Origin of the sequence: Novosphingobium sp. 63-713 (assembly GCF_001898925.1) — a bacterium.
Taxonomy (GTDB): domain Bacteria; phylum Pseudomonadota; class Alphaproteobacteria; order Sphingomonadales; family Sphingomonadaceae; genus Novosphingobium.
Genome location: NZ_MKVS01000047.1, coordinates 752707 through 767035, shown reverse-complemented (window position 1 = coordinate 767035; position 14329 = coordinate 752707). Strand labels below are relative to the sequence as shown.

At 65.9% G+C, this 14329-nt stretch carries 12 protein-coding genes; 4 read left to right on the top strand and 8 right to left on the bottom strand.

The window, feature by feature from the left end; all coding sequences use genetic code 11:
* Positions 1 to 129: 129 nt before the first annotated feature.
* Genes hemC through BGP00_RS21960 form a run of 3 tightly spaced genes read left to right on the top strand, consistent with a single transcriptional unit; the run spans position 130 to position 2749 of the window.
* The gene (gene hemC, locus BGP00_RS21970; RefSeq protein ID WP_292689036.1) at positions 130 to 1083 is read left to right on the top strand and encodes a hydroxymethylbilane synthase; all 954 of its coding nucleotides are present in this window, start codon (positions 130 to 132) and stop codon (positions 1081 to 1083) included.
* Positions 1080 to 1826 (top strand): uroporphyrinogen-III synthase, encoded by a 747-nt coding sequence (locus BGP00_RS21965; RefSeq protein ID WP_292689034.1) that lies wholly within the window; start codon positions 1080 to 1082, stop codon positions 1824 to 1826. Before hemC ends, BGP00_RS21965 begins: the two co-directional genes overlap by 4 nt.
* The gene (locus tag BGP00_RS21960; RefSeq protein WP_292689032.1) at positions 1823 to 2749 is read left to right on the top strand and encodes a hypothetical protein; all 927 of its coding nucleotides are present in this window, start codon (positions 1823 to 1825) and stop codon (positions 2747 to 2749) included. Before BGP00_RS21965 ends, BGP00_RS21960 begins: the two co-directional genes overlap by 4 nt.
* Here the strand turns inward: BGP00_RS21960 and BGP00_RS21955 are convergent.
* Positions 2746 to 3999, bottom strand: a complete 1254-nt coding sequence (locus BGP00_RS21955; protein ID WP_292689031.1) for a UbiH/UbiF/VisC/COQ6 family ubiquinone biosynthesis hydroxylase — start codon at positions 3997 to 3999, stop codon at positions 2746 to 2748. The genes BGP00_RS21960 and BGP00_RS21955 overlap by 4 nt on opposite strands.
* A 25-nt stretch (positions 4000 to 4024) precedes the next feature.
* Positions 4025 to 5677, bottom strand: coding sequence for an alkaline phosphatase family protein (locus tag BGP00_RS21950; protein ID WP_292689028.1), 1653 nt, complete (start codon positions 5675 to 5677; stop codon positions 4025 to 4027).
* A 294-nt stretch (positions 5678 to 5971) separates the two neighbouring features.
* Here BGP00_RS21950 and BGP00_RS21945 point away from each other — a divergent pair, with 294 nt between their 5' ends.
* Entirely contained in the window at positions 5972 to 7972 is a 2001-nt protein-coding gene (locus tag BGP00_RS21945; protein ID WP_292689026.1) for a protein-disulfide reductase DsbD domain-containing protein, read from the top strand.
* A 443-nt stretch (positions 7973 to 8415) separates the two neighbouring features.
* On the opposite strand, the gene BGP00_RS21940 is transcribed toward BGP00_RS21945, so the two are convergent.
* The 6 genes from BGP00_RS21940 to ccoG all read right to left on the bottom strand — a co-directional run bounded on the left by BGP00_RS21940 (position 8416) and on the right by ccoG (position 14324).
* Positions 8416 to 9729 (bottom strand): radical SAM protein, encoded by a 1314-nt coding sequence (locus tag BGP00_RS21940; RefSeq protein ID WP_292689024.1) that lies wholly within the window; start codon positions 9727 to 9729, stop codon positions 8416 to 8418.
* 62 nt (positions 9730 to 9791) lie between these two features.
* A complete protein-coding gene (locus tag BGP00_RS21935) occupies positions 9792 to 10025 on the bottom strand; it encodes a hypothetical protein (protein WP_292689022.1) in 234 nt (77 codons plus the stop codon).
* Positions 10022 to 10195 carry a cbb3-type cytochrome oxidase assembly protein CcoS gene (gene ccoS, locus BGP00_RS21930; protein WP_292689020.1) on the bottom strand — a complete coding sequence of 58 codons (174 nt, stop codon included), beginning with the start codon at positions 10193 to 10195 and terminating at the stop codon, positions 10022 to 10024. The genes BGP00_RS21935 and ccoS overlap by 4 nt, the downstream gene beginning before the upstream one ends.
* The gene (locus BGP00_RS21925) at positions 10192 to 12339 is read right to left on the bottom strand and encodes a heavy metal translocating P-type ATPase (protein ID WP_292689018.1); all 2148 of its coding nucleotides are present in this window, start codon (positions 12337 to 12339) and stop codon (positions 10192 to 10194) included. The genes ccoS and BGP00_RS21925 overlap by 4 nt, the downstream gene beginning before the upstream one ends.
* A 15-nt stretch (positions 12340 to 12354) precedes the next feature.
* Positions 12355 to 12852, bottom strand: a complete 498-nt coding sequence (locus BGP00_RS21920) for a FixH family protein (protein ID WP_292689016.1) — start codon at positions 12850 to 12852, stop codon at positions 12355 to 12357.
* A gap of 23 nt (positions 12853 to 12875) precedes the next feature.
* Complete coding sequence (gene ccoG, locus BGP00_RS21915) at positions 12876 to 14324, bottom strand: cytochrome c oxidase accessory protein CcoG (protein ID WP_168604425.1); 1449 nt, start codon at positions 14322 to 14324, stop codon at positions 12876 to 12878.
* Positions 14325 to 14329 lie beyond the last annotated feature (5 nt).

Below are 14329 nucleotides of genomic sequence, written 5' to 3'. Positions count from 1 at the left end.
GCGTCTGCGCGTTGGCGCAACCTGAACCTTGCGCGCATGTCGTACTTTATCACAACACGCGCCCGCGCACCCTGACATTGCGCGTTCTGTGCTTCCCCTTAGCGAGATTGCAGTTTAGCACAACCCACCATGCCTGAATCACCAGAAACCCAAATCCGCATTTTGCGCCTCGGCACCCGTGCCTCCCCCCTCGCCATGGCCCAGGCCCATGAGACCCGCGCCCGGCTTTGCGCCGCCCATGGCTGGGACGAAAGCGCGGTGGAAATCGTGCCCGTCACGGCCAGCGGCGACAAGGTGCTCGACCGCCCACTGGCCGATATTGGCGGAAAAGCCTTGTGGACCAAGGAGCTGGACCTGTGGCTGCACGAAGGCGTGATCGACTTTGCGGTCCACAGCCTGAAAGATGTGGAAACCATCCGCCCTGACTGGCTGACCATCGCGGCGATTCTCCCGCGAGAGGATGTGCGCGATTGTCTGGTCGGCGCACAGAGCATCGCAGCCCTGCCCCATGGGGCGCGGCTGGGCACCAGCGCGCCGCGCCGCGCGGCGCAGGCGTTGAATTTGCGGCCCGATCTGAAAATTGTGCCCTTTCGCGGCAATGTCGCGACGCGCCTTGGCAAACTGGCGGCGGGGGAAGCCGATGCCACCTTGCTGGCCATGGCGGGCCTCAACCGGCTGGATCAGGGGGATGCGGGCACGCCGCTGGAGGCTGACGAATGGTTGCCCGCGCCGGGCCAGGGGGCCATCGCCATCGAATGCCGCAGCGACGATGCCGCCACGCGCGCGTTGCTGGCCGCGATTGACGATGCCGACAGCCGCATCGCCGTGCTGGCCGAACGCGCCTTGCTGGCAGGGCTCGGCGGCACATGCCATTCGGCCATCGCCGTGCGCACCGTTCAGCAATCCGGCAGTTGGCATCTGCTAGCCAGCCTGTTCAGCCCCAATGGCGCGGACCGAATCGACGGACAGACTGCTTTTGCCCCGCTCGACCATGGCCCGATTGCCGCTCTGGCCACCGATCTCCTGTCACGGGCGCCTGATACGATTGCCATGCATTTTTCCGGAGCCGTTACGCCCTCATGAATCCCCCCATCGTGATCCTGCGCCCCGAACCGGGCGCCAGCGCATCGTTGCAGGCAGCGGTGGCGTTGGGGCTGGATGCTTATGCCTTTCCTCTGTTCATCACGGCGGCGCGCGAATGGGATGCGCCCGCGCCCGATGCTTTCGACGCCCTGCTGCTGGGCAGCGCCAATGCGCTGCGCCATGGCGGCGAGGGTCTGGACGCCTATGCGGGCAAACCGGCCTATTGCGTGGGCGATGTCACGACGCAGGCGGCCGTGTCGCGCGGGCTGGCCGTGGCGGGGCAGGGCAGCGGCGGGCTTCAGGATGTGCTGGACAAGGTTTCGGGCCATACCCGCCTGCTGCGCCTCTCGGGCGAGGAGCGGGTGACGCTCTGCCCTCCCCCCGGCGTGACGGTTGAAGAGCGGGTGGTCTATGCCAGCCTGCCCGCGCCCATGCCGATGGAGCTGGCGCGGCTGATGGGAGTGGCGGCGCTGCCGGGCCTAATCGTGATGCTGCATTCGGGCGCGGCTGCGCGCCATTTTGTTGCCGAATGCGCCCGACTGGGCCTGTCTCGGGCGCGGATCGTCGCCATCACCATCGGGCCGCGCGTCGCGCAAATCTGCGACGAAACGGGGGGCTGGCGCGATGTGTTGACCGCATCGGAGCCAAGCGATGCCGCCATGCTGGCATTGGCGCGGCAAACGTGCCAGACTGAAACGGGTTTGCATGGCACTGGTTTAGATGGGGGTCTGGCCGGACAATGAATGAGGAATATCCCAATCAGCCACGCGCCGCCAAGCGGGCGGGCTGCGCCGGGCGGGCGGTCGCTTTTGCGCTGGTTTTTGCGCTGGGCGCGGGGGTGACGGGCTTTGCCGGGTGGCAGATGGGCTGGATGCATCATGGCATCATGCCGATGATGACCCCCAATGCCCCGGCCATCAATCCGCTGGACGAGGCGCAGATGAATGCGCGCATCGTCGCGCTCGATCAAAAGCTGCGCGCGATTGAAACGCAGGCCGCGCTGGCCAGCGGTCAGGCCGGGCGGGCCGAGGCGCTGCTGGTCTCCATCGCCACCCGCCGCGCCATCGAGCGGGGCACGCCGCTGGGCTATCTGGAGGGGCAATTGCGCATCCGCTTTGGCGAGGCGCTGCCGCAGGTGGTCAATGGCGTGATCGCCTTTGGCCGCGCGCCCATCACGCAGGACCGGCTTTCGGCGCAGCTCGATGTTCTGGCCCCGCAATTGACCGGGCCGGAGGAAAAGCAAAGCACATGGGCCAAGGTCCAGCGCGATCTGTCGGGCCTGTTCGTGCTGCACAGCGAGACGCGCCCCGCCGCGCCCGATCCCAAGGTGCGGCTCGATCATGCACGCCTGTGCCTGCGTGAGGGGCGGATCGAGGATGCGATTGCGGATGTGCGCCTGTTGCCGGGGGCCAAGGCGGCGCAGGGCTGGATTACGGACGCACAGCGCTATGCCGCCGCGATGCATGCGCTCGATGCGCTGGATACCTCCGCGCTGCTCGAACCCAAGGGCCTGCGCGATGGTCAGGGACGGCTGATCGAACAGGCCAGCCCGCTGGCCGGGCCTGCGCAGGTTCCTGCGACGCAGGCCAGCGGAGCGCCGGTTGCCGGGGTTCAGGCGTCGGCAACGCCGTCTCCGGCCCCCGCGCCCTCGCCAGTCAAACCTTAACGCAGCAGATTGGGGAGCTGGCCCGAAAGGCCGCGCGCCTCGTTCATGAAGAAGGTTTTCAGGCTTGGCATCCGCTGCACCGTGCCCATGCCAAGCCGCCGAACCGCACTTGCCGTGCGCCCCGGCACGCCGAACAGGCGCACGATGCCGTCCATCACGCTCATCGTTGTGAAATTGTCCAGCGCGCGCCAGTTTTCATAACGCTTCAAAACCTGCGCATCGCCCGGCTCCAGCCCAAGGCGCATGCTTTCGGCCAGCACCTCGACCAAGGCCCCCACATCGCGCAGGCCAAGGTTGAGCCCCTGCCCCGCAATCGGGTGCATCCCATGCGCCGCATCGCCCACCAGCGCCAGACGGTCGCCCACGATGCGCGTGGCGTTCTGATAGGTCAGCGGATAGGCCATACGCTTTGCAATCAGCTCGATCCCGCCGAACATGCCCTGCATCCGCTTTTCGATTTCGGCAATAAACGTACCGTCCGACAGCGCCTTGACCCCGGCGGCATCCTTGGTCGGCACGGTCCAGACCAGCGCGCTGCGATGCACGCGGCCCGAAGCGGTCGGCTCCTTCAGGTCCAGCAAGGGCAGCAGCGCAAAAGGCCCCGCCGAATAGAAAATTTCCCAGGCCACATTGTCATGCGGCTTGTCATGGGCCAGCGCGGTGACGATCGCAGTATGGTGATAGTCCCACGCGACAAGGCCGATGCCGTCCTCTTCGCGGGTCGGGCTGCGGCGCCCCTCGGCCCCGATCAGCAGATTGCCCGGCAGGACGCGGCCATCGGATAAGGTGGCCGACACGCCATGCGGCCCGCGTTCGCGCTTCACCACATCGGCCTTGGTATGCCATGCGATATTCGGCTCATGGCGCGCGGCCTCGAACAAAGCGAGGCGGATATCGCGATTGGAATACATCCGGCCCAGCGTGCCCTCGTCGGCCTTGGGGCGGAAATCAATGCGGCCGGGCTTGTGCTGGTCGGTCACGGCAATTGCGTCGATCGGACATCCCAGCGGGGCCAGCACATCGCCAAGGCCGATATTGGCAAACAGGTTCCAGCTTGCCGCGCTGATCGCCGAGGCGCGCCCATCGACGCCCTCGGCGGTCAGATCGGCGGGGTCCTCACGCTCGACGACATGCGAGGTGATGCCCTGTTTCGCCGCGGCAAGGGCCAGCGTCATGCCGACAAGGCCGCCCCCCAGAATAACCAGATCTTTGGACGGCAAAAGCGTTGCGGAGTCGGGATGGCTGTTCATGCCATCCCGCTACGCCTGTTATGCCTCAGCGGCAAGTGTCCGCAGGGCCACCGTCAACATCAAGACAGCGCCCGTCGAACGCGCCCTCGGGCACTTTCAGCCCGATCAGCGCGGCCAGAGTGGGCGCAATATCAACCGTTTCGACCGGTTGGGGCTGCTCCATGCCCTTCATGCCCTTGCGCCAGAAGATCATCGGCACGCGGCGGTCATAGTCCCAGATGCTGCCATGGGTGGTGACATAGCCCGGCCCGGCCTTGGGCATGGCGATGATCGCGCGCTTCAGGGCCGCATAGACCTGTCCCGAACGGGTGGGATCGAACGAGGCGCGGGCGCGCTGGATCAGGCTCCAGTCCTGCGGATGGCCATGGGGGTATGGGGTCGCGGCGATCTCATCGGCGGTAAAGACGGCCTCGACCTGCGGATGAGCCTTCAAACGGGCCACCAGCTTCTCGCTGACCTTGGCGCGTTCTTCGGGCGTCAATTGCGGGCTGATCCAGTAATCGCCACCCACGCCGTCCGAGCAGACGATATTGCCCGCCACATCCGGCCCCGGATTGCACGAAGGCAGGGGCTTGGTGATGCCCAACTCTGCGGCAATCGCGCGGCCCAGCACCTCGCCGCTCAGCGCAGCATCGCCGCGCCCGGCCTCGGGCACGCCCTGTTCGCGCAGGCGTTCGGGCAGGTCGATCCCGCCATGGTCGGCCGAAAGCATCACGGCATAATCCACGCCCGATGCATCCAGCTTGGCAAAGAAAGCGCCCAGCTTCTGATCCAGCTCATGCTGCTGGATGCACATTTCGAGCCCTTCCGTGCCATAGGCATGGCCGACATAATCATTGGCCGAAAGGCTGACCGAGAGAATGTCGGGAGCGGTCCCCTTGCCCAGCTTCATCGAAGTGAGCAGCGAGGCGGCCAGATCAAGCGTTGCGGCATCGGCGCGCGGGGAAACGCGCAGCTGATCGGCAGGCTTCACCTTGCCCTTGGGGTCCAGCACGAAGCGGCCCGTGCCCACCGTAACCGATCCGGCCTGAACCGCGCGGTCGCGCGCGGCGCACCATGCCGGAACCGCCATCGCGGGGGCACCCTTGGCCAGCAGCGCCTTGAGGCCATCGTTGAGCTTCAACACTTCGGGCGGCAGAGGCGCGCCGACAAAGCTGGTATAGGCCCCGCGATCATACCAGAAGGCCGCGTCAATCTGATGCCCGCCCATCATCACCACGGCGCGATCCTTGGTGGAGACGGCGACATTGCGGCTGGCGGGCCACTGCTTCTTGGCCCATTCGCCAAGCGTGGGCACCTTGAGATGCACCGAGGACACGAAGGGCTTGGCGGTCGAGCTTTCGGGCTTGCTCTCATCCTCGACGCAGTAAACCTTCTTTTCCGCGCGCGCCGCCGACAGATCGACCCAGGTGTTGGCGATGATCCCGGTGCGCGCCGGATGGGCGCCGGTCATCAGCGTCGAATGGCCGGGGCAGGTTTCGGTGGCCGCGTGGCTCTGGAAACCGGCGGGGAACACCGCGCCCTTCAGCAAGCGGGCAAGGCCGCCGGTGTAATGTTCGCGATATTCGGCAAACAGATCGGCGCTGAACTGGTCCACCGAAATGGCGACGATCAGCTTGGGCGCGGCCGGTTTGACCTCAGTCTGGGGCGCATCGGCGGCGGGGGCCTCCTTGGCCATGGCCGGGGCGGCGACCAGACAAAGCGCCAATGCGGCAAGACACGACTTATGAGAAATGGCAATGGATCGGGCCACGGGGCTTTCCTTGCAAAATGTTTCGATCGGCGGCAGGGGTAGGTGATGGCGCGTGGGCGCGATTTTCGCAAGTGCGAGAACCACCTTTGCCCCCAAGCCGATCTGCCTGCCCCCCGACGGAGAAGACGATTGATGACCGCCCCCGCCTTGCATCGCCATGTTGCGCCTTTATGGCAAGGCATCCTGTTATGCTTGGCGATTTTGGGATTTTGCGCGCCATTGCGGGCGGCTGATGCGCCGGGCGCAAACCATATTGCCGCGCAATTGATCGCCGAACATGGCGTCGCGCCGGGCGGCACGGTGACGCTGGCGGTGCATTTCACGCCGGAAAAGACCTATCACGGATACTGGCAGAACCCCGGCGATGCAGGCCTTGGCACGGTTTTGACATGGACGGGGCCGGGCAAGGCGGGGGCGCCCTCCTATCCTGTGCCCGAAACCCTGCTGATTTCCGGGCTGATGAACCATGTCTATCAATCCGATTTCGCACTGCTGGTGCCCTATACGGTGCCGGTGGACGCAAAGGCGGGCAGCGAGATTCCTCTGAAACTCAAGGCCGACTGGCTGGCCTGCACCGATACGATGTGCGTGCCCGAATCGGGCGAGATGAGTACGGTGCTGAAGATCACGCGGGCGAGCGGCGAGGGGCCTTCCGATCCGCGCTTTGATGCATGGCGCGCGAAATTGCCCGCGCCTTTGGGCGCGGCGGCGCATTGGGCGATTGCGGGCGATACTTTGCGCCTCGCCATCCCCTTCCCCGCCAGCGGCAAGGTGGAAAATCCGCATTTCTTCGCTGCCTCGGAAAACGCCGTCGCCTATGCCGCGCCGCAGAGCTTCTCGCGCAAGGGCGACATGCTGATCGTCACGCTGAAACGCGCGGGCCAAGGGGCGTTGAAGGATCTGTCAGGCGTGCTGCGCCTGAACAGCGCGGGCGATGGGGTTGAGGTGTCGGCCACGCAGGGCGCCGTGCCCGCCGATGGCGAACCTATCGCCACGGGCGAGAGCAAGGGGCCGGAATTGCCCGCGCTGCCATGGCTGATCCTGGCCGCGGTGGCGGGTGGGCTGCTGCTCAACATCATGCCCTGCGTGTTTCCGGTCCTCTCCTTGAAGGCGCTCTCACTGGCCCGCGCGGGCGAATCGCAGGCCGAGGCCCGCGCCGAGGGGATCTTCTATTCTGCTGGCGTGATCGTCGCCTGCTCGCTGCTGGGCGCGCTGCTGCTCTCGCTGCGCGCGGCAGGGCAACAGGTCGGCTGGGCGTTTCAGTTGCAGGAGCCGGGCGTGGTCGCCGCGCTGCTGATGCTGGCGGTGGCGATCACGGCCAATCTGCTGGGCCTGTTTGAATTTTCGGTGCCGGGTTTTGCCTCGCATGGCGCGGGCTCTTCACGCTCGGCCTTCGCCACCGGCCTGCTGGCGGCCTTTGTCGCCACGCCCTGCACCGGCCCCTTCATGGCCAGCGCGATGGGCGCGGCGTTGCTGCTGCCGGTTCCGGCGGCGATGCTGCTGTTCGCCTCGCTGGGCCTTGGCATTGCGTTGCCGTTTCTGGCGATTGCCTTTGTGCCTGCGCTGCGCCGCGCGCTGCCGCGTCCGGGGGCATGGATGAACTGGTTCCGCCGCGCGATGGCGGTGCCGATGGGGCTGACGGCGCTGGGCCTGCTGTGGCTGGCTTCGCGGCTGGGCGGTAATGGCTTTGCGGGCTTCTGCCTCGTGCTAGCCATCGTGCTGATCGCGGTGCTGGCCATGCTGGGCGATGGACAGCGCAAGGGTCTGGGCCGGGGCGTCAAGGCGCTGGGCCTGATCGCGGCGGGCGCGGTGGCGGCGGCGGTCATCATGCCGCGCACGATCCAGCACCCCGGCGATGAAGGCGCCGACCTGCTGGGCGCGCAGGCCTTCAGCGAGGCCGCCCTGGGCGCCGCGCTGGGCAGCGGACAGCCCGCCTTCGTCTATTTCACCGCCGACTGGTGCCTGACCTGCAAGGTCAACGAACGCGTCGCCATCGAGCGCGAGGAAACCCGCGAAGCCTTCGCCAAAGCGGGCGTCAAAGTGTTCAAGGGCGACTGGACTCGCCGCGATCCGGCGATCACGCGATATCTGACTGCCCATGGCGCGGCCGGTGTGCCGCTCTACGTCTGGTATCCCAAGGGCGCGAAACAACCCAGCCAGTTGCCCCAGGTCCTCGGCCCCGAAACACTGGCCGAACTGGCGCGCGGCACAAAATCGTAAGGCAGGGCAGATTGCCCATCATCTTTTGACAACGATCAAGGTGGGGAGCGGCGGCTTTCGCTAATCAAACCTCAAGACCGGCGGGTTTTCTTTTGGAAATCCCCCCAGACTTTAAGGCTTTCTCCCCACCTTGGGCGGTTTCCTTTATGGATGCCGCCCATCTTTTTATTGGGTTTTGGGGTTTTATGCCTCCGGCGGGCAAAGGGACTTGTCCCTTTGCAATCCCGTTACTGGGGTGCGTGAGGCTGACGATGGAGTGTGTTGTGCGATGGTTGCAAAAGCCTGCGGCGCGGCGATATTGCGCTGATCGGCGCCGCAGGCTTTAAATTCCAAACCCCGCACCCGACGCCAATGGTCGACCCCATAGCGCCACCATGACAATATCGGGATTGTTAAGGGCCCCCGCCCTTAACCCGCCGGAGGCACAACCCCCAAAAACCCAATTAAACCGCCGAAGAAAACTTCTTCCCTGAATCCACCCGGTAGGGATCGAACAAAGCCGCAATTGTGCGCGCATAGGGCAGCCCGCCCGGCAAAATCGCCAGACGCCCGCCCTCCAGCCGCGCCAGCCCCCGTTCGATGAAGGGCGCAAGAGAACCGCGCAAAGCCGCCGCCAGTTCGCCGCCGATGTCCGCCTCCCCTTGACACAGCAGCGCCTCGATGATCGCACCGCGCTTTTGGTCGTCGGCGCTGCGGCGAATGCCGCCAACGCCCGTCAGCCGATCCTGCGAGAGGAGCATGCGATAGCGCCCCGCGTTCTTCTCGTTCTGGATGATCCGGTCGGGGAAGCAGGAAATGGCCGAAGCCCCCAGCCCGATCAGAACCGGTGCTGTATCCTCGGTAAAGCCCTGAAAATTCCGATGGAGCCGCCCCGCGACTGTCGCCTGCGCGATAGCATCGCCGGGCAGCGCGAAATGGTCGAAGCCCACCGGCTGATAGCCCGCATCGACAAGGTAATCATGCCCGCGCGCGGCCATCATGAAACGCTCGTCCTGACCCGGCAGGTTCTGCGCGTCGATCCGGCGCTGGCGCGGCAGCATATGCGGCACATGGGCATAGCCAAAGAGCGCGATACGATCCGCGCCCAGTTCGCAGGCGCGCGACAGGCTCTCCTCCACCATGTCCCAATCCTGACCCGGCAGGCCATACATCAGGTCATAGTTGAGCGAATTGACACCTGCCCCGCGCAGCATGGTGGTGGCGCGCTCGATCATCTCGCCCGGCTGGATGCGACCGATCGCGGCCTGCAACGTAGGCGAAAAGGTCTGCACGCCAAGGCTCGCCCGCGTGATGCCGACAAAACTCAGCACATCGCCCCAATCCTGCGTCAGCGTGCGCGGATCGAGTTCGATCGACCAGACGGGATTGTCCAGGCTGAAATGCACGGTGATCGCATCGACCAGCCGGACGAAATCGGTCGGGCTGATCGCATTGGGGCTGCCCCCTCCAAAGGCGATGCGGCGCACCTTGATCCGCCCGTCCAGACGCGGCCCGACAATCGCGATCTCCCGCGTCAGCGCGTCCAGATAGGAAGCCAACCGCTGCCTCTTGCCCGATGCGCCCGTGTTGCACCCGCAATACCAGCAGATCTGCTCGCAATAGGGAATGTGGATATAGAGCGAGACCTCGCCCACCGTGGCGCGCAACGCTTCATCCAGCGCATCCGCGCCAATGGCAGGCGTGAACTCCGCTGCGGTCGGATAGCTGGTGTAACGCGGCACAGGCCGTTCCAGCAGTTCAGGATGATAAGGCCACATGCAGATCGTAATGCCCGCGCGCCGGGCGGTTTTCTTTGCGCGCGATCAAGGGTGAAAAAAGTTCAGCAGCACTTCTTTCCCGTGCGCTTGCGCTCGCCGCCATGGCATCCCTTGACACAGCAGCCGGGGGTCTGCTTGCCCGGAACATCCTGCGGCCCCACCGGCACGGAGATGCTGCGCGTCACCCCGTCGCCCGAACAGATCGCGGCGACAATCGCCCCCTTCGCCGCCGCCGGGGCCGCATTGAACACCGCCGGCGCCATTGCGATCAGCGCAAAGAGCGAAATCCGCCTCATCCGCGCTCCCCCTTCGTTTCCACGGGCAATTCCTCGTCATCGATCAGGATGCGCGCGGCGGCCCCATCCAGATCCTCGAACTGGCCATTGCGCAGCGACCAGAAGAAGGCTGCCAGCCCGGTCAGCCCCATCAGCAAGGCCACAGGGATCAGAAAAGCCAGTCCGGTCATGCTTTTGGCTCCCTTGCCGCCATCGCCAGACGCAGCGAATTGCCGATCACGATCAGCGAAGAGGTGGACATCGCCACCGCCGCGATCAAAGGCGTAACCAGCCCCGCCATCGCCATTGGCACGGCCAGCACATTATAGCCAATCGCCAGCACGAAATTCTGCCGCACCACGCGCATCGTCGCGCGCGAAGTCGCCATGGCGCGCGGGATCGCCAACAGCGAATCGGAGAGGAACACAAAGTCCGCCGCCTGCCGCCCGACATCGCTGGCCGTGCCCGGCGCGATGGAGGCATGGGCGGCGGCCAGGGCGGGGCCATCGTTCAGCCCGTCGCCCGCCATCAGCACATGATGCCCCGCGCCCTGCAAACGCTGGATCGCCTCCAGCTTGTCGGAGGGGCTGGCGTGGCCTTGCGCGGTCATATGCGTGGCGCGGGCCACCTCGGCCACGGCGCCCATGGCATCGCCCGACAGAATCGAAGGCTCGACCCCCATGGCGCGCATCCAGCCCAGCGCCTGATTGGCATCGGGGCGCAAACGGTCGGCAAACAGGATCAGGCGCACCGGCATACCTTCGATATCCAGCGCGCTGGCCATACTTCCATTGGTGCCGGCGGTCGCCCCATCCGGGCGGCGCAGCGCCACCGGGCCGCCGTGCCAGAGCGCATGAACGCCCTGCCCCGCCACTTCCTCGACCTGTGTCAGCTCCGCCGCCGTCACGCCCCGCGCGCCCAGCGCCTCGACCAACGCGCGGCTGAGCGGATGGCGCGAATGGCTGGCCAGCGCGAGGGCGACCTGCGCGGCCTGCGCGGGCAGAGCATCCAAAGCCTGCGGATCAGGCGTAGGGCGCCCCAGCGTCAGCGTGCCGGTCTTGTCCAGCAAAGCGCGGTCGATGCGGGCCATGCGCTCCATCGCGCTGCCATCCTTGACCATGATCCCGCGCCGCATCAGCGCGCCCGCGGCCACCACCTGCGCCACCGGCACGGCCAGTCCCAGCGCGCAGGGGCAGGTGATGATCAGCACGGCAATCGCAATCTTGAGGCTCTCATAGGCCCCCGCGCCCGCCACCATCCACCCGACAAAGGTCAGCGCCGCCAGCGTATGCACGGCGGGCGCGTAAAGGCGGCTCGCCCGGTCGGCGATGCGGACATAGGCGCTGCGATGCTGGCCCGCTGCCTCCATCGTGCGCGCGATTTCGGCAAGGGTCGTGTCCGAACCCGCCGCCGTCACGCGCACATCGACCGGCGCGTCCATATTCAACATGCCCGCATGAACCGCATCGCCCTGCGCCACCGGCACCGCCGCGCTCTCACCGGTCAGCAGGCTGCGGTCGAAACGGCTCGCGCCGCTCACGATCTCGCCATCGGCGGCCAGACGCTCACCCGAGGCCACGCGCATCACCATGCCGGGCAGCAGATCGCGCGCAGGAACCCAATCGATGGCTCCCTTGGCCACCACCATCGCGCCGGGCGCGGCCTGACGCAGCAGCGCATCCACCCCGGCCCGCGCCCGGTCGCGCATCATCGCGTCCAGCACTCGGCCCGCCAGCAGAAAGAGCAGCAGCATCAGCGTGCCGTCAAACCATGCTTCGGCGCCATGGTTGAGCGTTTCATAGAGACTGAGGCCGGTCGCCAGGATCACGCCGATGGAGATCGGCACATCCATATTGGTGCGCCCATGTTTGAGCGCCCCCCATGCCGAGGCAAAGAACACCCGCCCCGCATAGAGAATCGCGGGAATGCCGATAGCCGCCGAGAGCAGGTGAAACAGATCGCGCGTCGAACCTTCGGCCCCCGACCAGATGCTGACCGAGAGCAGCATGACATTCATGCAGGCAAAACCGGCCACCGCCAGCGGCGCCAGCAAGGGTTTCACCGCAGAGGGCGGCGGGGCCAGATCCTCGACGCGAGGCTGGCTGGGGAAACCGATGGCGACCAGCGCGCCCACCAGATCGGGCACGCCCAGCGCCGCGTCATGCGCCACATTGACTTGCCGCGCGGTCAGATTGACCCGCGCCGATTGCACGCCGGGCAAAGCGCCCAGCGCCCGCTCGACCTTGCCCATGCAACTGGCGCAATGCATGCCCGGAACCACCAGCGTGGTGGTCTCGATGCTCTCGCTTTGGGTCAGGGGCGGGGCGCTGGCCATCTCATGCGTCCTTGGTCAGAGCATCTGCTGCAGGCGAACAGCGTGATGGCCGGCGGCATCATCGCCGTCCAGCTTCAGCCGCAGGCGCCAGCGGCCTTCGGGCAGCGGATCGATCGAGATCCAGCGCCCGTCGCCCGCCTTGCGGAAGGATACGGTGCGGTCCGCTTCCTGGCCCAGCGGGTGCCATGCCTCGCCGCCCAGCACGGCGTTTTGCGGGCGAGCCTCACCGATCAGCGAGACCGCGACGCGGCCATCGGCCTGCCGCACCGCGCTCACCTGCCAGCCCAGCGCCTTTTCCTTCGCCGCCTCGTCCAGCCATGTGTTGTAATGCTGGCTGGCGACATAGGAATTATCGACCACCACGCCGCTGAAACTGCGACTGGCAAGGGTGGCCATATAGACGTTGACGACGATCACGATGCCGAAAAAAGCCACCAGGATCATGGTCATATGCCATCCGGTGAACCGGAAAGCGCGGCGGGCGGCAGGAGCAGGCGTCACAGGAGCAGTCATGGCGGGGGTACTCCTCTTAAGGTTCAGTCGTGGTCTTCATCGGGCGCGTCAAAGCGCGTTGCATAGCTCACCTCGCCGCCGTCCTGATCCAGCGCGCGAAGAGTAAAGCTGAGCTTGCCCTCATGCGTTCCGACCGGCGCCGTCACATAGATCCTTAGCGGAGCGGTGGTGTCGGCGGGAATGATCCGCGTCAAATCGCGCGCGGCCATCTCCTTTGCCATGTCCTCGCTCCACATTTTCGCGCCTGCGGGGCCATCCAGCGTCAATTGCATCTTGCGCGGGCGACCTTCCATGTTCTTCCAGCGCACCGCATAGGCATTGCGGATCTCGCCCGAGGACAGGATCATATAGGGCGGGTTGCGATCCTTGCTGACCGCGATGGACAGGTGCTGGCGCGTGCCCAGCGCGAAGAGCAGAGCCGCGCCGATGGCCGACCAGATGCCCAGATAGATCAGCGTGCGCGCATGCCAGATCAGCTTCCAATGCGGCGTTGCGGGCAGGCCCTGCCGCTCGCGGGCCGAATCCTCCAGCGTCACATAGTCGATCAACCCACGCGGGCGGCCGGTCTTTTCCATCACCCCGTCGCAGGCATCGATGCACAAAGCGCAGGTGATGCAGCCGATCTGGGGCCCTTCGCGGATGTCGATGCCGGTGGGGCAAACCGCCGCGCACAACCCGCAATCAATGCAATCGCCCAGCGGCGCGCCGGTCGGGCTCTTCTTGCCGCGCGGTTCGCCGCGCCAGTCCTTATAAGTGACCAGCAGCGATTTCTCGTCCAGCATTGCCGACTGAATGCGCGGCCAGGGGCACATATAGATGCACACCTGTTCGCGCATGAAGCCGCCGAACCACATCGTCGTGCAGGTCAGCACAAAGACGGTGGAATAGGCGATGGAGGGCGCCTGAAGCGTGACGAATTCACGCGCCAGCGTGGGCGCATCGGCGAAATAGAAGATCCATGCGCCGCCCGTCGAAATGGAAATGAGCAGATAGATGCTCCATTTCCCCAGCCGCCGCGCGATCTTGGCCGGGCCCCACGGGGCCTTGGCCAGCTTCATCTGCGCATTGCGGTCGCCGTCGATCAGGCGGTCGACATGCTGAAACAGGTCGGTCCACACCGTTTGCGGACAGGCATAGCCGCACCATGCGCGCCCCACCGCCGATGTGACCAGAAACAGGCCGATCCCGGCCATGATGAGCAGGCCCGCGACGAAGTAGAACTCCTGCGGCCAGATCTCGATCGCAAACATATAGAAGCGGCGGTGTTCAAGATCGATCAGCACCGCCTGATCGGGGGAATAGGGCCCGCGGTGCCAGCGCAGCCACGGGGTAATGTAATAGACGGCGAGGCAGAAGGTCATCACCGCCCATTTCAGGCGCCGGAAACGGCCGTCCACCGCACGCGGGTGGACGGCCTGAGTTTCCGCATGGAGCCGCTTAGGAGGCTGTCTGGTCAGCCCTTTGGGGTCCATGTTGG